The organism is Burkholderia sp. BCC0398 (assembly GCF_902833245.1).
In the GTDB taxonomy this organism is placed as follows: domain Bacteria; phylum Pseudomonadota; class Gammaproteobacteria; order Burkholderiales; family Burkholderiaceae; genus Burkholderia; species Burkholderia sola.
In genome coordinates this window covers 252,242-272,837 of sequence record NZ_CADFEM010000002.1, presented here as the reverse complement: position 1 = coordinate 272,837, position 20,596 = coordinate 252,242, and the positions used below count along the sequence as shown (strand labels likewise).

General features: G+C 67.0%; 14 protein-coding genes. 11 read left to right on the top strand and 3 right to left on the bottom strand.

All coding sequences use genetic code 11. The features are described 5' to 3' along the window. The first annotated feature begins 162 nt into the window (after positions 1-162). From edd to HWX76_RS05060, 4 genes are all read left to right on the top strand, one after another. On the top strand, positions 163-2,019 hold the full coding sequence (edd, locus tag HWX76_RS05075; protein WP_050013823.1) for a phosphogluconate dehydratase: 1,857 nt from the start codon (positions 163-165) through the stop codon (positions 2,017-2,019). Positions 2,020-2,038: 19 nt separating this feature from the next. Continuing rightward, positions 2,039-2,665: a bifunctional 4-hydroxy-2-oxoglutarate aldolase/2-dehydro-3-deoxy-phosphogluconate aldolase gene (gene eda, locus HWX76_RS05070; protein WP_006483410.1), complete on the top strand. Its 627-nt coding sequence runs from the start codon at positions 2,039-2,041 to the stop codon at positions 2,663-2,665. A gap of 217 nt (positions 2,666-2,882) precedes the next feature. After that, positions 2,883-4,244, top strand: a complete 1,362-nt coding sequence (locus HWX76_RS05065) for a GntP family permease (protein WP_050013822.1) — start codon at positions 2,883-2,885, stop codon at positions 4,242-4,244. Positions 4,245-4,257: 13 nt separating this feature from the next. Beyond that, positions 4,258-4,761: a gluconokinase gene (locus tag HWX76_RS05060; protein ID WP_050013821.1), complete on the top strand. Its 504-nt coding sequence runs from the start codon at positions 4,258-4,260 to the stop codon at positions 4,759-4,761. Positions 4,762-4,832: 71 nt separating this feature from the next. Here the strand turns inward: HWX76_RS05060 and HWX76_RS05055 are convergent, their stop codons facing one another. Next, positions 4,833-5,480, bottom strand: a complete 648-nt coding sequence (locus HWX76_RS05055; RefSeq protein WP_050013820.1) for a TetR/AcrR family transcriptional regulator C-terminal domain-containing protein — start codon at positions 5,478-5,480, stop codon at positions 4,833-4,835. 283 nt (positions 5,481-5,763) lie between these two features. On the opposite strand from HWX76_RS05055, the gene HWX76_RS05050 reads away from it, so the two are divergent. Next, the gene (locus tag HWX76_RS05050; RefSeq protein WP_124555625.1) at positions 5,764-7,185 is read left to right on the top strand and encodes an FAD-dependent oxidoreductase; all 1,422 of its coding nucleotides are present in this window, start codon (positions 5,764-5,766) and stop codon (positions 7,183-7,185) included. A gap of 77 nt (positions 7,186-7,262) precedes the next feature. Here the strand turns inward: HWX76_RS05050 and purB are convergent, their stop codons facing one another. Continuing rightward, entirely contained in the window at positions 7,263-8,651 is a 1,389-nt protein-coding gene (gene purB / locus HWX76_RS05045; protein WP_050013818.1) for an adenylosuccinate lyase, read from the bottom strand. 255 nt (positions 8,652-8,906) lie between these two features. Here purB and HWX76_RS05040 point away from each other — a divergent pair, with 255 nt between their 5' ends. The 6 genes from HWX76_RS05040 (at position 8,907) to HWX76_RS05015 (ending at position 14,814) form a co-directional block, all read left to right on the top strand. Continuing rightward, positions 8,907-9,872 (top strand): LysR substrate-binding domain-containing protein, encoded by a 966-nt coding sequence (locus HWX76_RS05040; RefSeq protein WP_050013817.1) that lies wholly within the window; start codon positions 8,907-8,909, stop codon positions 9,870-9,872. Positions 9,873-10,148: 276 nt separating this feature from the next. Next, the gene (locus HWX76_RS05035; RefSeq protein WP_050013816.1) at positions 10,149-11,435 is read left to right on the top strand and encodes a Glu/Leu/Phe/Val dehydrogenase; all 1,287 of its coding nucleotides are present in this window, start codon (positions 10,149-10,151) and stop codon (positions 11,433-11,435) included. Positions 11,436-11,696: 261 nt separating this feature from the next. Beyond that, positions 11,697-12,590, top strand: a complete 894-nt coding sequence (locus tag HWX76_RS05030; protein WP_050013815.1) for a glutamate/aspartate ABC transporter substrate-binding protein — start codon at positions 11,697-11,699, stop codon at positions 12,588-12,590. A gap of 84 nt (positions 12,591-12,674) precedes the next feature. Then, on the top strand, positions 12,675-13,415 hold the full coding sequence (locus HWX76_RS05025) for an amino acid ABC transporter permease (RefSeq protein ID WP_050013814.1): 741 nt from the start codon (positions 12,675-12,677) through the stop codon (positions 13,413-13,415). Beyond that, the gene (gene gltK / locus HWX76_RS05020; protein ID WP_050013813.1) at positions 13,415-14,092 is read left to right on the top strand and encodes a glutamate/aspartate ABC transporter permease GltK; all 678 of its coding nucleotides are present in this window, start codon (positions 13,415-13,417) and stop codon (positions 14,090-14,092) included. Before HWX76_RS05025 ends, gltK begins: the two co-directional genes overlap by 1 nt. Further along, complete coding sequence (locus HWX76_RS05015) at positions 14,089-14,814, top strand: amino acid ABC transporter ATP-binding protein (protein WP_124594277.1); 726 nt, start codon at positions 14,089-14,091, stop codon at positions 14,812-14,814. The genes gltK and HWX76_RS05015 overlap by 4 nt, the downstream gene beginning before the upstream one ends. 82 nt (positions 14,815-14,896) lie before the next feature. On the opposite strand, the gene HWX76_RS05010 is transcribed toward HWX76_RS05015, so the two are convergent. Beyond that, a complete protein-coding gene (locus tag HWX76_RS05010) occupies positions 14,897-20,164 on the bottom strand; it encodes an autotransporter outer membrane beta-barrel domain-containing protein (protein WP_176015574.1) in 5,268 nt (1,755 codons plus the stop codon). Positions 20,165-20,596: the final 432 nt, after the last annotated feature.

The following is a 20,596-nucleotide window of genomic DNA, read 5'->3' as shown; positions in this document are numbered from 1 at the left end:
TGATTAACGCCTTGCTGGTGGCGGGAATAAGGGTTGCGAGCCAACCGATCCGCATTGCGTGCTTGTAGTTTTTCTACTAGACTTGCTTCGTTCGATCGACGAAGCTCGACCGTCCCCACGATTCCAACCGCCGGTGTCGGCCGGCATACAGGAGCGCCCAGCATGACGTCGCTGCACCCCACTCTGGCGAAGGTCACCGAACGCGTGATCGCCCGCAGCCAATCGACCCGTTCCGCCTATCTGCAGCGCATCGACGGCGCGCAAGGCAAGTTCCCGGCACGCGGCGCGCTGTCGTGCGCGAACCTCGCGCACGGCTTCGCGGGCCTCGAGGGTAACGACAAGTTCTCGATCAAGGCGATTCGCGAGCCGAACATCGGCATCGTGTCCTCGTACAACGAGATGCTGTCCGCGCACGCGCCGTACAAGGATTTCCCCGAGATCATCAAGGCGGCCGCGCGCGAGAACGGCGGGGTCGCGCAGTTCGCGGGCGGCGTGCCGGCGATGTGCGACGGCGTCACGCAGGGCAACCCGGGGATGGAGCTGTCGCTGTTCTCGCGCGAGGCGATCGCGATGGGCACGGCGATCGCGCTCACGCACAACATGTTCGATGCCGCGCTCTGCCTCGGCATCTGCGACAAGATCGTGCCGGGCCTCTTGATCGGCGCGCTGCAGTTCGGCCATCTGCCGACGATCTTCGTGCCGGCCGGCCCGATGACGAGCGGCCTGTCGAACGACGACAAGGCGAAGATCCGCCAGCAGTTCGCGACCGGCCAGGTCGGCCGCGACGCGCTGCTCGAAGCCGAATCGGCCGCGTATCACGGCCACGGCACCTGCACGTTCTACGGCACCGCGAACAGCAACCAGATGCTGATGGAGCTGATGGGGCTGCACCTGCCGGGCTCGGCATTCGTTCATCCGCACACGCCGCTGCGCACCGCGCTGACGGCCGAGGCCGCGCGCCGCGTGCTCGACCTGACCGTCGAGCGCGGCCAGTACACGCCGATCGGCCATGTGATCGACGAAAAGGCGATCGTCAACGGGATCGTCGCGCTGCTCGCGACGGGCGGCTCGACCAACCACACGCTGCACCTCGTCGCGATCGCGCGCGCGGCCGGCATCCTGATCGACTGGAACGATTTCGACGAGCTGTCGGCAGTCGTGCCGCTGCTCGCGAAGATCTACCCGAACGGCAAGGCCGACGTGAACCATTTCCACGCGGCGGGCGGTGTCGCGTTCCTGGTGCGCAACCTGCTCGAAGGCGGGCTGCTGCACGAGGACGTGACGACGGTCGCCGGCAAGGGGCTTGCGCACTACACGAAGGAGCCGAAGCTGATCGACGGCAAGCTGACGTGGGTCGACGGCGCGGCCGAGAGCCACGACACGAAGGTGCTGCGCGGCATTCGCGACCCGTTCCAGCCGGACGGCGGCCTGCGCCTGATGCAGGGCCGGCTCGGCCGCGGCGTGATCAAGATCTCGGCGGTCGCGCCCGAGCACCGCAAGGTGAAGGCGCCGGCGATCGTGTTCGACTCGCAGGAAGCCGTGCAGGCCGCGTTCGATCGCGGCGAGCTGAAGCGCGACTTCGTCGCGGTGGTGCGCTTCCAGGGCGCGCGCGCGAACGGCATGCCCGAACTGCACCGTTTGACGCCGCTGCTCGGCGTGCTGCAGGATCAGGGCTTCCACGTCGCGCTGGTCACCGACGGCCGCATGTCGGGCGCGTCGGGCAAGGTGCCGGCCGTGATCCACGTGTCGCCGGAGGCGCTGCTGGCCGGCCCGATCGGCAAGGTGAAGACGGGCGACATGCTCGTGATCGACGCGGAAGCCGGCGTGCTCGACATCGAGGTCGACGACGCCGAATGGCACGCGCGCCCGGTCGCGCAGCCGCAGCACCAGGCCGAGAACGAAGTCGGCTTCGGCCGCGAACTGTTCGGCGTGTTTCGCGCGGCGGCCGCGCCGGCCGAGCAGGGCGCATCGGTTTTCGGGACGCTGGTCGGCGAAACGGCCGCCAGCGTCGCCGCATGAATTTCTAGGAGCCAATTCAATGAAGACGATTGCTGAAATCGTGAAGCTGGGCCCGGTCATTCCGGTGCTCGCATTCGACTCGGTCGAGCAGGGCGAAAACGTGTCGCGCGCATTGCACGCGGGCGGCGTGAAGGTGCTCGAGATCACGCTGCGCACGCCGGCGGGCCTCGAGGCGATCCAGCGCGCGAGCCAGCTCGCGGACGACATCGTCGTCGGCGTGGGCACGATCACGAAGCCCGAGCACTGCGCGCAGGCGAAGCGCGCGGGCGCGACGTTCGGCGTGTCGCCGGGCCTGACGAAGGAGCTGCACCTCGCGTCGCTCGACGCGGGCCTGCCGCTGCTGCCGGGCGTGATGACGCCGAGCGACATCATCCAGGCACTCGAATTCGGCTACGACATCGTGAAGTTCTTCCCCGCGCAGCAGGCGGGCGGCGTGCCGATGCTGCAGGCGTTCCACGGCCCGTTCCCGGCGCTGAAGTTCTGCCCGACGGGCGGCATCACGGTCGATACCGCGCCGAACTTCCTGAAACTGCCGAACGTCGTGTGCGTCGGCGGCTCGTGGCTCACGCCGAAGGCCGCGCTCGCCGCGCAGGATTGGGCCGAAGTCACGCGCCTCGCGCAAGCGGCGAGCCAGCTTCCCCGTTAAGACTTGTGCCAAATGACGGTTTGGCCCTCGGAAAGCAAGCGTTAGTGCTTGTTTTACCGAGGGTTTTTGCTGATGGAACCGGTTCTATTCGCGGATCGCAAAGATAAGTAAAATTCAGCGTCCTGACGGGGGGGTACCCCCGTGTTTCGGAGACCTGCATAGCCGGGCATACTCGCAACGACTCGCCCGGTTCGAACAATTCTAGGAGGAGTGCCACATGGGGGCCGTCCAAGGCAGCATGCTGCTCGTATTCACGCTGATCGCGATTGCCGCGCTGATCCTGATGATCGCGCGCTACAAGATCTACCCGTTCCTGGTGCTGATCATCGTTTCGCTCGGCCTCGGCCTCGTCGTCGGCATGCCGATGGACAAGATCGTCAAGTCGTTCGAAACCGGTACCGGCGGCACGCTCGGCCACATCGCGATCGTCGTCGGCCTCGGCACGATGCTCGGCAAGATGATGGCCGAATCGGGCGGCGCCGAGCGGATCGCGACCACGCTGATCGACTGGTTCGGTGAAAAGAACATCCACTGGGCGATGATGTTCGTCGCGATCATCGTCGGCCTGCCGGTGTTCTTCGAAGTCGGCTTCGTGCTGCTGATCCCGATCGCGTTCAACGTCGCGAAGCGCACCGGCAAGTCGCTGCTCGTCGTCGGCCTGCCGATGGTGGCCGGCCTGTCGGTGGTGCACGGGCTGATCCCGCCGCATCCGGCCGCGCTGCTGGCCGTCCAGCAATACGGCGCCGATATCGGCAAGACGATCGCGTTCGGCCTCGTCGTCGGCGTGCCGACCGCGATCATCGCGGGCCCGCTGTTCGCGCTGATGATCTCGAAGTTCGTGAAGCTGCCGGAAAACAACCCGCTCGCATCGCAATTCGTCGATTCGCGCACGGACGGCGGCAAGCGCGAACTGCCGAGCTTCGGCATCACGCTGTTCACGATCCTGCTGCCCGTCGTGCTGATGCTCGTCGGCAGCTGGGCCGACCTCGTGTTCACGCCGAAGTCGCTGCCGAACAACCTGCTGCGTTTTGCCGGCAACTCGGACGTCGCGCTGCTGATCGCCGTGCTCGTGAGCTTCTGGACCTTCGGCGCGAAGCAGGGCTTCAACCGCGACCAGATCCAGAAATTCTGCGGCGAGTGCCTGGCGCCGATCGCCGGCATCACGCTGATCGTCGGCGCGGGCGGCGGCTTCGGCGGCGTCCTGCGCGACAGCGGGATCTCGCAACAGATCGTCGAGACCGCGAAGCACGCGCATCTGTCGCCGCTGCTGCTCGGGTGGTTCGTCGCGGCGCTGATGCGTCTCGCGACGGGTTCGGCGACGGTCGCGATGACGACGGCCTGCGGCATCGTCGCACCGATCGCGGCGGCGTCGGGCGCGGCGGTCCGGCCTGAGCTGCTGGTGCTCGCGACGGGCTCGGGCTCGCTGATCTTCTCGCACGTGAACGACGGCGGCTTCTGGCTGATCAAGGAATATTTCGGGATGACGGTCGGCCAGACGTTCAAGACCTGGTCGCTGCTTGAAACCATCATCTCGGTGCTCGGTCTGAGCTTTACGCTGTTGCTGAGCGTGGTTCTGTAACAAGGGGTAGTCAATGATTCTGATCGCAATGGGCGTGTCGGGCGCGGGCAAGTCGCGAATCGGCGAAATGCTGGCGGAACGCCTGTCGTGCAGCTATACCGATGGCGACGCGTTTCACAGCGCGGCCAACAAGGAAAAGATGCACCACGGCATTCCGCTGACCGATGAAGACCGCTGGCCGTGGCTGCGCACGATCCGCGCGGCCATCGAGGAAAAGCAGCACGCGGGCGAAACCGCCGTGTTCACGTGCTCGTCGCTGAAGCGGTCGTACCGCGACGTGCTGCGCGGCACCGACACCGACGTGCGGTTCGTGTATCTGAAGGGGTCGTTCGAGGTGCTGCAGGAACGCCTGAAGAGCCGCACCGGCCATTTCTTCGATCCGTCGCTGCTGAAGAGCCAGCTCGACACGCTCGAGGAGCCGGGCCCGGACGAGGCGATCGAGGTCAGCATCGAGCTGACGCCCGAGCAGATCGTCGATCAGGTCATGCTGAAGATCGGCCTCGCGCATCAGCACTGAGCGCGGTTCGCGGCCATCGTCATCGAAAAGGCGCCTTCGGGCGCTTTTTTCGTTGGCGGGGTGGACGCCGGTCAGGCCGTGCGCGAGCGTTGGGCTATGCCGTCAAGCAGCACGTCGAGCATCGTGTCATGGACGGCCGCCGGATCGAGCTGCGCATAGAGCGGCGCGGCCGACTTGACGAGCGGATGCGCGGCGTCGGACAGCGCGTGCATTTCCGCGAGCTCGACGTCGTTCGCGGGCCGTGTGAGGCCGCCCGCTTCGGCAGCGGCCAGCCCGATCACGCTCGCGTACCAGCCGACGCATACCGACGGCAGCGCCGCGCGCGGGATGCCGGCGTCGGTCAGCGCGCGATGCACGGCCTCGATGTGCGCGAGGTCGGCCGGGCCGGTGCTCATGTGCCGCTGCAGCAGCGCGAATGCGGCCGGGTAGCGCAGCGCGAGCGCGCGGTACTGGCGCGCGAGGTCGCGCAGCCGTTCGCGCCACGGCAGTGACGGATCGACCGGCACGAGCGAGCGCGACAGCGCATTCGCGATCGCGCGGCTCAGGCCGTCCTTCGACTTGAAGTGATACAGCACGCTCATCGGGTCGCAGCCGACCGATTGCGCGAGCTTGCGCACGCTGAACGCGGCTTCGCCGACGTCTTCGAGCAGCGCGAGCGCGGCCGCGACGAGCGCGTCCTTGTCGAGGCCGCGCGGCCCCTGGGCGGGTTTGTCTTTCATCGACGCAGGCTGGCACGCCGGCACGGCACCGGCTGTAAACTTGACGAAAGCTTATTCTACACTGTAGAATTATTTCTGCGGTGTAGAAATTGGGTGTCCCGGCACCTTTCAATACGTGCTTTCGCACAGTCCGGGATCCAGGCGGCACGAGCGTGCCGCCGTCAACACGGGCCATCGCGCCCCTTTTCTCGTTGACACCCATGTGGAACCGGCTGCCCCACCCGCGAAGCCTCGAAGCAACGAGGCCCTTCGACAGGCGGCCCAAGACCATGCAAGTGCAATCATGACGTCCAACAACAGGCCCTTGATCCAGGGCGAATCGCGTTTCGAGCAAACGCAACTGAATATCGAAAAAGACAACTGGAACTGGTGCGATCCGGCCCGCCACGACGGCGAACGGCCGGCCAACTGGTACGAGGCGTCGTTGTCGCGCCATGAAAACAGCGCGCCGCTGGCGCGCGACGCCGTCTGCGACGTGCTCGTGATCGGCGCCGGCTTGCTCGGCGCATCGGCCGCCCTGCATCTCGCGGAAGCGGGCGTCGACACGATCCTCGTCGACAAGCATCACGTCGGCTCGGCCGCGTCGGGCCGCAACGGCGGGCAACTGACGCCCGGCCTTGCGCGCTGGGAAGCCGCCGACATGATCGACTACCTATCGCACGACGATGCGAAACGGCTGTGGCGCTTCGCGTCGGCCGAGTCGATGGACCTGATCGACGAAATCGGCGCGCGTTACGCGCTCGATCTCGATCGCAAGCGCGGCCACGTCACGGCGGCGGTTCACCCCGGCCACATGAGCGCGCTGCTCGACGGCGCGGATGCGCGACGCCATCTCGGCGACGCGGGCGTGACGCTCGTCGGCCGCCATCAGCTGCACGACGAATACGTGCGCTCGGGGCTGTATCACGGCGCGGCGATCGACGCGGTCGGCGGGCAGATTCATCCGCTCGCGCTGGTGCGCGGCCTCGTGCACGGCTTCCGGCTGAACGGCGGAGCGCTGTACGAGGGCACCGAGGTGCTCGAACTCGACGAGACGCCCGCGGGCGTCGTCGCGACGACGCCGGGCGGCACGATTACCGCGCGCCGCGGCGTCGTGCTCGCGCTGCACAACACGACGTTCCGTTTGCTCGACGACGGCGCGGCGACCACCGTGCCGTTCTTCACGTACGTGAGCGTGACGGCGCCGCTCGACGTCGACGTCGCGACGCTGATGCCGGCCGGCATGCCGGTGTACGACACGCAGTTCCAGATCGACTACTACCGGCCGGTGCGCGGCAACCGCCTGCTGTTCGGCGGGCAAGGCACCGGCAGCTGCTGGGCGCAGCCCGACGTCAACGCGTATCTGCTGACACGGCTGAACACGGTGTTTCCGCAGCACGACGGCCGCTTCGCGCTCGACTACTGCTGGAGCGGCGTCAGCGACTTCACGCTGAACGGCGCGACCGACAGCCGCAAGACCGACGGCCGCGTGCCGATGTACATGGTGCAGGGCTGGAGCGGGCACGGCGTCGCCCAGACGGTGCGGATCGGCAAGGCGATCTGCGACGATTTCGTCGGCCGCAACGACGACTTCTCGATGCTCACGGGCATCGACCATCGTGCGATTCCGCTCGGCCGGCAGCTGTCGCCGATCGCGATTCCCGCCGCGAAGGCCGCGATGAGCGTGATGAGCGCGCTGAACCCGGGGCGGATGATCTCGTTCTGACCGGCTGCTGCAGGCAATAAAAAGCCCGATGCGAATCGCTTCGCATCGGGCTTTTTTGCGTCAGGCGACGGCGGCGCTTACGCGATCCGCTTCGCGAGTTCGACGGCCTTGCCGATGTACGACGCGGGCGTCATCGCGAGCAGGCGATCCTTCGCGTCCTGCGGGATCGCCAGCGTGCCGACGAATTCCTGCAGCGCTTCGCGCGTGATGCCCTTGCCGCGCGTCAGTTCCTTCAACTGCTCGTACGGGTTCTCGATGCCGTAGCGGCGCATCACCGTCTGCACCGGCTCCGCGAGCACTTCCCAGCAGTTGTCGAGATCTTCGTTCAGGCGCTGCGGGTTCACTTCGAGCTTGTCGAGGCCGCGGATCAGCGAGTCGTACGCGAGCAGCGAGTAGCCGAGCGCGACGCCCATGTTGCGCAGCACCGTCGAGTCGGTCAGGTCGCGCTGCCAGCGCGACACCGGCAGCTTGTCGGCGAGGTGGCGCAGCGTCGCGTTCGCGAGGCCGAGGTTGCCTTCCGAGTTCTCGAAGTCGATCGGGTTGACCTTGTGCGGCATCGTCGACGAGCCGATCTCGCCGGCCTTCGTCTTCTGCTTGAAGTAGCCGACCGAGATGTAGCCCCACACGTCGCGGTCGAGGTCGAGCAGGATCGTGTTCGCGCGCGCCACGGCGTCGAACAGTTCGGCCATGTAGTCGTGCGGCTCGATCTGGATCGTGTACGGGTTGAACGTGAGCTTCAGGCGGTTTTCGATCACGTCGCGCGAGAACGCTTCCCAGTCGAATTCCGGATACGCGGACAGGTGCGCGTTGAAGTTGCCGACCGCGCCGTTCATCTTGCCGAGGATCTCGACCTTCTCGATGCGCGCGATCGCGCGGGCGAGGCGCGCGGCGACGTTCGCGAGTTCCTTGCCGAGCGTCGTCGGGCTGGCCGGCTGGCCGTGCGTGCGCGACAGCATCGGCTGTTCCGCGTGCGCGTGCGCGAGCGCGACGAGGCGCTGGTAGACCGTGCGCAGCGCCGGCAGGATCACGTGTTCGCGCGCGCCGGCGAGCATCATCCCGTGCGACGTGTTGTTGATGTCCTCGGAGGTGCACGCGAAGTGAATGAATTCGCTCGCCTTCTCGAGTTCGGCCTGGCCCTTCACCGATTCCTTCAGCCAGTATTCGACGGCCTTCACGTCGTGGTTCGTCACGCGCTCGATTTCCTTGATGCGTGCGGCGTCGTGCGCGGTGAAGCGCTCGGCGAGCTGCAGCAGGAACTGCTCGGAGGCTTCCGAGAAGCGCGGGACTTCCGCGAAGCCGGCGCGCGACAGCGCGATCAGCCAGTGCACCTCGACGGTGACGCGGTGGCGCATGAAGGCGGCTTCGGAGAGCCAGTCGCGCAGCGCTTCGGTCTTGCTGGCGTAGCGGCCGTCGATGGGCGAGAGCGCGGTGAGGGCGAAAAGCGTATCGGGACGAGTGTCGGACATGATCGGGCAGGGCCTTTTGGGGCCGGGGCGAACGAGGGGAGGAGAATCCGGCATTTTACCATCGGCGCGCGTCGATTCCGGCCGAACCGGTCCGGCCGCGCGCGCCGCCGGCGAGCGATGCCCGGGCGGCACGCGAATGGCGTGTCGGCAGGCGCCCCCGCGGGCTCGCCGGGCTGTCCGCCAAGCCGCCGGCCGGGCCCGCCCGCCGGTAGAATGCAGGCTTCTTCCCGACCGCCGCCCGCCGCGCCCGCCTGCATGGAACTGAAATGGCTCGAAGACTTCGTCTCGCTCGCGGAGACGCGCAGCTTTAGCCGGTCCGCCGAGCTGCGGCACGTGTCGCAGCCGGCGTTCTCGCGGCGCATCCAGGCGCTCGAGGCATGGCTCGCGACCGAGCTGATCGATCGTTCGGTCTATCCGACGCGGCTCACGCAGGCCGGGCAGATCTTCTACGAGCAGGCGCTGACGATGCTGTCGCAGGCGCACGAGGCGCGCACGCTGCTGCGCGGCCACGTCGGCGCGCCGGTGCCGACGATCGAATTCGCGGTGCCGCACACGCTGTCGCTCACGTATTTCCCGCGCTGGCTCGAGCGGATCGAGGCGAAGATGGGCCAGGTCCACACGCGGCTGCGCGCGCTGAACGTGCACGACGCGGTGCTGTCGCTCGTCGAAGGCGGCTGCGACCTCGTGATGGGCTACCACCACCCGAGCCACCCGGTCGCGCTCGACCCGGCGCGCTACGACATGCTCGTCCTCGGCAGCGAGCCGATCAGCCCGTTCTCCGCGCCCGGCCGCGCGGGCCGGCCGCGCCATACGCTGCCGGGCACGGCCGACGCGCGCGTGCCGTACCTGTCGTATACGCCGAACGCGTATCTCGGCCGGATGACCGAAGTCATCATCGCGAACGCGCCGACGCGGCTGTTCCTCGATCGCGTGTACGAAACCGACATGGCCGAAGGGCTGAAGGCGATGGCGCTCGCGGGCCACGGCGTCGCGTTCCTGCCGCACAGCGCGGTCGACGATGCGGTCGCGGGCGGCCGGCTGATCCGCCTCGACCGGTCGGCGCGCGGCGGCGCGCATCCGTTCACGCTGACGATGGAGATCCGGCTGTACTGCGACAAGCTCGCGCTGCAGGGCGACGATCCGCGGCAGAAGCTCGTGCGCGCGCTGTGGGACGTCGTGCGCGACGAACTGCGCGAGACCACCGGCGATACTGCCGGTTAACCGCCGGCGGTTAACCCGGCCGATTGGCCCGGTCGGCTGACGGCGGCCTTGCACCGCCTGTCGGACGGCTGTCCCGCGGCCGGCTCGCGCCTGTCCAATCCGTTTTTCCACGAACGCGATGCACGGCCGATCGCGGGCGTTCTTGCGCAAATCGACCGCCGATTTGCAAAAAATCGCGATCATGCAAGAAACGCATAATCGAATAAACAAACGGCATTGGATAAAAAAAACGGCTTTTTCGACAATGTGCGCAATCCGTTGAACGTTGGAGCTTCCATGTCTTCGCAACAGCAGTCCATCCCGTCCTACCTGCACGCCGACGATCTCGGCCCGTGGGGCAACTACCTTCAGCAGGTCGATCGCGTCGCGCCGTACCTCGGTTCGCTGTCGCGCTGGCTCGAAACGCTGAAGCGTCCGAAGCGCATCCTGATCGTCGACTGCCCGATCGAGCTCGACAACGGCACCGTCGCGCACTTCGAAGGCTATCGCGTGCAGCACAACGTGTCGCGCGGCCCGGGCAAGGGCGGCGTGCGCTACCACCAGGACGTGACGCTGTCGGAAGTGATGGCGCTGTCCGCATGGATGTCGGTGAAGAACGCGGCCGTGAACGTGCCGTACGGCGGTGCGAAGGGCGGCATCCGCGTCGACCCGCGCAAGCTGTCGCGTGGCGAGCTCGAGCGCGTGACGCGCCGCTACACCAGCGAAATCGGCATCATCATCGGGCCGAACACCGACATTCCGGCGCCGGACGTCAACACCAACGAACAGGTGATGGCGTGGATGATGGACACGTACTCGATGAACCAGGGCCAGACGTCGACCGGCGTCGTGACCGGCAAGCCGATCGCGCTCGGCGGTTCGCTCGGCCGCAAGGAAGCGACGGGCCGCGGCGTGTTCGTCGTCGGCTGCGAAGCGGCGAAGAAGAAGGGCCTCGAGATCGAAGGCGCGCGCATCGCGGTGCAGGGCTTCGGCAACGTCGGCGGCATCGCGGCGAAGCTGTTCCAGGAAGCGGGCTCGAAGGTGATCGCGGTGCAGGATCACACGGGCACGATCTACCAGCCGGCCGGCCTCGATTCGAACAAGCTGCTCGACCACGTCGCACGCACGGGCGGCGTCGCGGGCTTCGAAGGCGCCGAGCCGATGCCGAACGACGAGTTCTGGACGGTCGAGACCGACATCCTGATCCCGGCGGCGCTGGAAAACCAGATCACCGAGAAGAACGCGGCGAAGATCCGCACGAAGATCATCGTCGAAGGCGCGAACGGCCCGACGACGACCGCGGCGGACGACATCCTGAGCGCGAACGGCGTGCTCGTGATCCCCGACGTGATCGCGAACGCCGGTGGCGTGACCGTGTCGTACTTCGAGTGGGTGCAGGATTTCTCGAGCTTCTTCTGGACGGAAGACGAGATCAACCATCGTCTCGAGCGCGTGATGCGCGAAGCGTTCGCCGGCGTGTGGGCGGTCGCGGAAGAGCACAAGGTGACGGTGCGTACGGCGGCGTTCATCGTCGCGTGCAAGCGCATCCTGATGGCGCGCGAAATGCGCGGCCTCTACCCCTGACCGGGCGTCCCTGACCGGGCGTCCCTGACCGGGCGTCCCTGATCATCGACCATGAAAGATTCATGACGCAATCCACCCGATTGCGGATGTGAACCCTCGCGGGCGGTGCCGAATCCGGCACCGCCCGCGCGCGCATCTGGCGCGCCCGGAGCCGGGAGGACGGCTTCGCACAGGGCGATTCGTAGTGCGGTAAACAACCAGTACTTTCAAAAATATTACTTTGATACACTGGCGCGGGTTTTAGCCAAGGAGATGACCAAAATGAAATACCACAAGGCAGTCCTGATGGCCGCGGCGCTGTGCGCGTTCGCAAGCGGCGCGCATGCTCAGGAGACTGGCACGCTGAAGAAGATCAAGGACACGGGCGTGATCGCGCTGGGCCACCGCGAATCGTCGATTCCGTTCTCCTACTACGACCAGAACCAGCAGGTGGTCGGCTATTCGCGCGAGTTCCAGCTGAAGATCGTGGACGCGGTGAAGAAGAAGCTGAGCCTGCCGAACCTGCAGGTGAAGAACATCCCCGTCACGTCGCAGAACCGCATCCCGCTCGTGCAGAACGGCACGGTCGACATCGAGTGCGGCTCGACGACCAACAACCTCGAGCGTCAGCAGCAAGCCGCGTTCTCCGACACGATTTTCGTGATCGGCACGCGCCTGATGACGAAGAAGGATTCGGGCGTCAAGGATTTCGCCGACCTGAAGGGCAAGACGGTCGTGACGACCGCCGGCACGACGTCGGAGCGCCTGCTGCGCAAGATGAACAACGACAAGCAGCTCGGCATGAACATCATCAGCGCGAAGGATCACGGCGATTCGTTCAACACGCTGGAATCGGGCCGCGCGGTCGCATTCATGATGGATGACGCGCTGCTCGCGGGCGAACGCGCGAAGGCGAAGCAGCCGGGCGAGTGGGTGATCGTCGGCACGCCGCAATCGGAAGAGGCTTACGGCTGCATGATGCGCAAGGGCGACGCCGACTTCAAGAAGGTCGTCGACGACGCGATCTCGCAAGTCGAGAAGTCGGGCGAAGCCGCGAAGATCTACGCGAAGTGGTTCGAGAATCCGATCCCGCCGAAGGGGCTGAACCTGAACTTCCCGCTGTCCGAGTCGATGAAGAAGCTGTACGCGAACCCGAACGACAAGGCGCTCGACTGACCACACGGCCGTTGATGCAGAAATGACGCTACTGAAACGGAAGAGGCCACGCTTCTTCCGTTTCTTTTTGCTGGAGTCTTGCCCATGTCTTACCACTGGAACTGGGGCATCTTTCTGAGCCCCGTGTCGACCGGCGAGCCGACGACTTATTTCGGATGGCTGATGTCCGGCTTCTGGGTGACGATCGAAGTGTCGCTCGTCGCCTGGGTCATCGCGCTGATCGTCGGGTCGCTGTTCGGCGTGCTGCGCACCGTGCCGAACAAGTGGCTCGCCGCGATCGGCACCGTGTACGTGTCGATTTTCCGGAACATCCCGCTGATCGTGCAGTTCTTCGTCTGGTATCTCGTGATACCCGAGTTGCTGCCCGCATCGATCGGCACCTGGATCAAGCAGTTGCCGCCGACCACGCAGTTCTTTACCGCGTCGATCGTCTGTCTCGGCCTGTTCACCGGCGCGCGCGTGTGCGAACAGGTGCGCTCGGGGATCAACGCGCTGCCGAAGGGCCAGCGCGCGGCCGGCCTCGCGATGGGCTTCACGCAATGGCAGACGTACCGCTACGTGCTGCTGCCCGTGGCATACCGGATCATCGTGCCGCCGCTCACGTCGGAATTCCTGAACATCTTCAAGAACTCCGCCGTCGCGTCGACGATCGGCCTGCTCGACCTGTCCGCGCAGGCGCGCCAGCTCGTCGACTACACCGCGCAGACCTACGAGTCGTTCATCGCCGTGACGCTCGCGTACGTGGTCATCAACCTCGTCGTGATGGCGTTCATGCGCTGGATCGAAGGCCGTACGCGGCTGCCCGGCTACATCGGAGGCAAGTGATGCATCAGTTCGACTGGAGTAGTATTCCCGGCGCGCTGCCGACGCTGTGGTCCGGTGCGATCGTCACGTTCAAGATCACGCTGATCGCGATCGTGGTCGGCATCGTCTGGGGCACGCTGCTGGCGCTGCTGCGGCTGTCCGGCGTGAAGCCGCTCGCGTGGTTCGCGAAAGCGTACGTGACGGTGTTCCGCTCGATCCCGCTCGTGATGGTGCTGCTGTGGTTCTTCCTGATCGTCCCGCAGTTGCTGCAGGGCGTGCTCGGGCTGTCGCCGACGATCGACATCCGCCTTGCGTCGGCGATGGTCGCGTTCTCGCTGTTCGAAGCCGCGTATTATTCCGAGATCATCCGCGCCGGCATCCAGGCGGTGCCGCGCGGGCAGGTGAACGCCGCGTTCGCGCTCGGCATGAACTACGCGCAGGCGATGCGCCTCGTGATCCTGCCGCAGGCGTTCCGCGCAATGGTGCCGCTGCTGCTCACGCAGGCGATCGTCCTGTTCCAGGATACGTCGCTCGTGTACGTGATCAGTCTCGCGGACTTCTTCCGCACGGCCGCCAACATCGGCGATCGCGACGGCACGACCGTCGAGATGGTCCTGTTCGCCGGCGCATGCTATTTCGTGATTTGCTCGTTGGCGTCTGCTCTCGTCAAGGGTCTCCAGAAAAAGGTCACAAGATGATTTCCATCAAGAACGTTTCGAAGTGGTACGGCCAGTTTCAGGTCCTCTCCGAATGCACGACCGAGGTCAAGAAAGGCGAAGTGGTCGTCGTGTGCGGCCCGTCGGGCTCCGGCAAGTCGACGCTGATCAAGACCGTGAACGGCCTCGAGCCGTTCCAGCAGGGCGAGATCCTCGTGAACGGCCAGTCGGTCGGCGACAAGAAGACGAACCTGTCGAAGCTGCGCTCGAAGGTCGGGATGGTGTTCCAGCATTTCGAACTGTTCCCGCACCTGTCGATCACCGAGAACCTGACGCTCGCGCAGATCAAGGTGCTCGGCCGCGGCAAGGACGAAGCGAACGAGAAGGGCATGAAGCTGCTCGATCGCGTCGGCCTGAAGGCGCATGCGCACAAGTTTCCCGGCCAGCTGTCGGGCGGCCAGCAACAGCGTGTCGCGATCGCGCGCGCGCTGTCGATGGACCCGATCGCGATGCTGTTCGACGAGCCGACGTCCGCGCTCGATCCGGAGATGATCAACGAAGTGCTCGACGTGATGGTCGAACTCGCGCAGGAAGGGATGACGATGATGGTCGTCACGCACGAGATGGGCTTCGCGAAGAAGGTCGCGCACCGCGTGATCTTCATGGACAAGGGCGCGATCGTCGAGGACGACCGCAAGGACGATTTCTTCTCGAATCCGAAATCGGAACGCGCGAAGGACTTCCTCGCGAAGATCCTGCACTGAGCGTTCGCGCGTTTTCGCGCGCACCCATGCGAAAACCGCCCGGCAGGCCGCCGGGCGGTTTTTTTTCGTCCGCCGCCGGGCGTTACCAGCTGTACCGGTAGCCGACCTGCCCGACGATCCCGCGCCGGTAATCGCCGCCGATGTTGCGCGCGATCTTCGCGTTCGCGTACAGCTCGCCCGACTTGCCGAAGCCGGCGGTCACGCCGACGCCGAGCTCGTACCAGGTGCGTCCGAGATGCGTCGCGAACGGCGTGCCGCCGACGACGGTCTGCCCCGGCGACAGGAAGTCGTGCAGCACGTCGGCCGTGAAGTACGGCGTCGCGGCGCTGCCGCCCGCGCTCGACTGGAGGTTCGGCCGGAAGATGCGCACGCCGACGCGACCGCGCAGCGCATTCGTCGTCGTACCCGACACGGCCGACACGTTGTCGTTGAACCCGTTCAGCTTCAGGTACTGGTACATCAGTTGCGCCTGCGGCTCGACCGCGACCGGCAACGCGCCGATCGCGAACGGCTTGCCGACTTCCTGCGACAGCGCGACGCCGAAGCCGTTCTGCGACGCTTCGTTGCCGTAGCTGTCGCGATAGCGGTTGCCGTAGTGCGTGACCTGCCCGACGCTGTCGAAGTAGGTGCCGTCCGGCAGGTAGCGCGTCCAGTAGCCGCCGACGCTCTGCGCGTGCATCTCGACCGAGCCGGTCGACGTCGACAGGTTGGGCGAGCCCGCGCGCGCCATGTCGCTGAAGCTCGCGTTCGACACGCCGATGCTGGCCGTCACGCCCGCATGCGTGCTGCCGGCGCCGTTCGGCGCCTGGTCGACAGTCCAGTCCTTGCCGAACTGCGCGAAGAACGTGCGTTCGTCGGCCGAGAAACGGCCCGCGTTCGCATCGAGGCTCTGGCCGCCGATGCGCCCCCACACGCCGTCGCGATTGCCGGGCTGCTGCTGCTCGACGTTGTAGATGTCGCCGACGCGTTCGTGCAGCTTGCCGAGCGTCGAGAAGCCGTAGTCGGCGTTCAGCAGCGGCGTCATCGCGTAGCCGGAAACGCCCGGACGATACGCGAGCGTACCGCCGTTGCCGTTGATGCCGCCGTCGCCGCCGCCGGACGGGTGGATCGGGTCGCCGGGGTCGGTCGGGTCGAGCTGCGAACGCAGGTACCAGCCGTTCGCATCGCCTTGCCCGCCGCGATAGAGCCGGTACTCGTACGCGCCCGCTTGCACCGGGCCCGCGAGATGGAACGCCGACGCGGCGGTCGTACCGCCGTTGGCCGTGACGACCACCGGAATCCCGTCGCCGGTCGTCTGCGCGCCGGTGCCGGCCGTGTTGGCGATCTTCAGGCCGGTCGTGCCGCTCGCCGCGCCGCCGTTCACGATCAGCCGGTCGGTCGGCGACGCGTCGGCGCCGAGATACGTATTCAGCGCGATCATGCCGCCGTTGCCGACGTAGCCGCCCGTTGTCAGCGTCTTGTAGCTGCCGGTCAGCGTCGGCGAGCCGGTCGGCGCGGCGAATGCGACGAGGCCCGCGTTGTTCAGGCTGCTCAGCACCGAGCTGCCCGTCATGCGCCACGTGCTCGTGCCGTCGACCGTCAGCGCGACCGGGTCGATCTTCCCGGTCAGCGTCGTGCCGTTCGCGAGGAACACGTTGCCGGTGCTCGACGCGTCGGAAACGATGTCGCCCGCGAGGTTCACCGCCGATGCATTGAACGTCACGTTGCTGCCGTTCGCGAGGTTCAGCAGCGTGCCGTTGCCGGCCGTCACGACCGTACCGTTGCGCACCGCGATGTCGGCCATGCCGCCGCGCGCGGCGAAGGCCGGCCCGGTGGCGGACGTCACGCTGCCGCCGTCGACGAGCACCGAGCTGGTCGCGCCGTTCGCGAGCGTGTCCGACGTCAGTACGCCGGCCGTCGCGCCCGTGAGCGCCGTGCCCGTCAATGCGAGCACGCCGCCGCTGTTCGCGGTTGCGCCGTTGCCGGCGGCGCTGGCGAGCGCCGACCCCGTATCGGCGATGCGGCCGCCGTTTTGCGCGACGACGCCGTCGGCCGCAGCACCCGATGCGGAAATCTTCGCGCCCGACAGCAGGGCCGTCGCGCCGCCGTCCATGACGATTGCATGGGCGTTCGTGCCGGTCGTCGCGACGGTCGTTCCGTTGGCCGCGAGCGTGGAATCGGCCCCCGACACGAACAGGCCGCGCGCGTCGGCGCCGCTCGTGCGGACGACCGCGGCCGCATCGGCCGCGATGTGCGCGCCGGCGCCGGTCGACGTGACGCCGGCGGCGCCGTTGCCGGTCGTCGCGATCTGCGTGCCGGACAGCGCGATCGTTGCATTCGCACCGAGGTTGCGGATCCCGCTGCCCGAGCCGCCGACCGCGATCGACGTCGCGCTGGCCGCGATGCCGCCGCCGGTGACCGTCGCGTCGATCAGCACGCCGTCGGCGCTGCCGTTCGCGATGACGGTGCCGGCGCCCGACAGCGCGACCGATGCGCCGGCGCCCGTCAGGCGTATGCCCGCGACGCCGTCGTCGGCTTCGATGGAACCCGCGTTCGCGAGCGTGGCCGACGCACCCTGCACGAGCGCGCCGGTGCCGTTGGCGACGCGGATCGTCGACGCGTTGTTCACCGTGCCCAGCGTGCCGGCCACGACGCCTGTCGAGCCCGCGCCGGTCAGCAGCACCGTGCTGCGGTTCTCGAGCGTGCCGAGGTTCTGCGCGATGAAACCGGTCACGCCGGCGGTCGACGACGTGACGGCGGCGTCGTTGGTCAGCGTCGTCGCGACCGGCGCGCCGGCGTTCGCGCCGGCGAGGTCGTGCGCCTGGCCGTCGACGATGCCCGCGGTCGCGCCGGCCGCGTTCAGGTCGATCGTCGCACCCGCGTCGATCGTGCCCTTCGCGCCGCCTTCCACGGCGATCGCGACGCCGTTCGCGCCGTTGACGTGGTAGACCGCGTTGCCGGTCGACAGCGTGGTGCCGGCGTCGGTCGCGAGTACGCCGCGCGAGCGCTGGCCGTTGACGTCGGTCGTCAGCGTGCCGGCCGCCGACGCGCCCGTGTAGGCCGCGCCGCCCGCGACGCGGAACAGCGTCGAGTCGTCGGTGTCGACGCTCAGGTGCTGCGCGGCGACGTTGATTTTCGAGCCCGCGCCGTATGCGTAGAAGCCGATCTGGTTCGTGCCGGACATGAAGGCCGGCACCGCGTTCGCGCCGACGTCGATCGTCGCGCCCGAGCGTGCGTGCACGCCGATCGCGCCGGTGCCGGTCAGGTTCAGCGCACCGTCGAGCGTGGCCATCGCGAGCGGCCCTTCGGCCCAGACGCCGTAGTTGCGCGTGTCCGACGCGGGGTCGAGGCCGCCGGCCACGTCGATCGTGCCGGTCGACGTCGCAGTCGTCGCGTGCGTGCCGGTGCCGACGACCATGATGCCGATGCCGTTCACGCCATTCAGCGTGATCGTGCCCGTATTGGTCACGGTCGCGGCGGTGTCGGCCGCGAGCATGCCGACGTTCGCGAGCGGCGTGCCGGGCGCGGCGCCGTTGACGACGATCGCACCCGCGTTCGTTAGCGTGCCGGCGCTCGAGCCGATGCTCGCCAGCGCGGCGCCGTTCTGCGTCTGCGAGCCGATCACGATCGTGCCGAGGTTGCTCGCGCTGCCCGACGCGCCGAGCAGGATGCCGTACGCGTGCGCGGACAGCGCGACGTCGTTTGCCGCCTGGCCGGGCGCGTACTGCGCGGCGCGGCCCAGATAGATCGTGCCGCCTGCTTCGTTCGTGAAGCTGCCGCCGGCGACGAGGCCGCCGATCACCTGGCTGTCGAGCGTCGTCGCGTTGACGCCGACGTTGATCGTGCCGGCGTTCGTCGCGCGCGCGCCGTCCGTCGCGGCCACCGCGTAGTTCTGCAGGTCGGGGCGGTTGCCGTCGAGCGTCCATGCGCCGACGTTCATCACGCCGTTGTTCGCGAACGTGGTGCCCGCGCCGCTCGCGTACACGCCGTTGCCCTCGGTGTACGCGTGGAAGCCGAAATTGTCGGGTGGCGTGCTGCCGCTCGTGTCGACGTTGTTGCCGGACGCGTAGCCGGACGAGATCGCGCCGTTGTTGACGCCGCTCGCGCCGCTCAGGAGGCGCACCAGCGTGAAATCGCCCGACAAGCGCCCGTCGTTGACGAAGTGCGCGCCGTTTTCCGCGAGCACGGCCGAGCTCGATTCGATCGTGTTGGTGCCGCGGAAGTCGATCTGGCCGTCCTTGCCGATGTGCAGCGTCGCGTTCGCGCCCGTGCCGTGCATCACCGACAGGTGATCGATCGGCAGCGTGTTCTTGTCGCCGGCGGACACGTTGTTCGCGTACTGGAAGGTTTGCTGCGAGAACGTGACGGCCTGGCCGAACGCGGTGTCGTAGGCGGCCTGCGAGCCGAGCGCGCCGCTCTGGACCGAGCGCACCAGAAAGTCGTTGTACGCAGCGAGCGATGCGGCGTCGGTGACGGTCCAGCGACTGCCGTCGAACGCGGTGAAGGTGCCCGCGTAGGCCGGCACGTCGAGCTGGAGCTGGCCGACCGGGCCGCCGCTGGCGAGATAGTCGCCGGTGCCGAGCCAGATCTGGTTGCGGGAATTCCAGTTGACGACGCTTTTTGCCGCACCGGTGCCGTCCGCAAAGGTCAGGTCGGTCTGCTTCGGTGCGATCGAGATTCCATTGCCGGTCGCGTCTGGCGCATCCGCGGCATTGCCGATCGACACGTTCAGCGTGCCGCCGGTGCTGTCGACGGTGCCGATCCGCGTATTCACGTACTGGCCGCCGTTCACGTCGTGGTAAACGGGCACGGTGGTCGAGCCGGCCGCGGATGCGGTGAATTCGGCGGAGTTGTAGGTGGCGACCGACGTGTGGGTGGCCGTGATCGAGTCGGGCGTGCTGACGCTTTGCGTCTTGCCGCCGAGCGAGACCAGCGGCTGGTTCGGGTTGCCCGACACGAGGGTCGCGCTGCCGAGCGGCGTCAGCGTATAGCCCGGGTCGCCGGGGACGCCCGTCCATGCGCCTGCCACGCCGATCGTTTCGCCGCCCGACACCGTCGTGGCGCCGGCCAGGTTGTCGTTGACGGTCGGGCTGAAACTGCCGAGTGCGCAGGTGCCGCCGCTCGCGACGGTCGCGCCGTCGCCGCACGTCGACGCGTGCGCCACGCCGGCCGACAGCGCGGCCAGCGCGGCCCCGAGCGCCGCGACGCGCAGCGGCGAGCGGCCTGCCGGGTGGTGCGCCACCTTGTGCGCGGTGCGGCGGCTCGAACCCGATTCGCTGCCCGAACGCTTGCCGCGCGCCCGAGCCGTTTCCGCCACCGCGACCCAGCAGCCGGCGGCGTCGCTCCATATCGATCGAAATGAGTGATTCACGACATACCCCTCTTTCTTCTTTTGACGTGGCATTCGCCGCGATTCGGCGAATTCGCATTCCGCGGTGGGGAAATGATCCGAAGGGGCGTGCGGCGGCTGTGGCTGCGTGTCGCGCCAATCGTGTTTCGTTACACCGAGGATGGGGCGAGTCTACTGATTCGGGCAGTCGCCGATTATCGAGAAAGGGGAAACTGTAATGATTCGAACCGTAATGCGTGGTATTTTTGATTTGTGTGGTTGATCGAACCGAAAGCCGTGGTGGTGGCGGGCTTGAGGGGTTTTGTTAAAGGCTGGCAGGACTGCTGGAGTCGGTGGGATAGCGCACGGTTTCGGCGGATGACGCGCGATAAAATGCGGGCCCGGAATTTTTGTTTTAATTGGCGGTTATTTTATCCGCTTCATCTTTTACTTATTTTCACTTGTAAATTAATA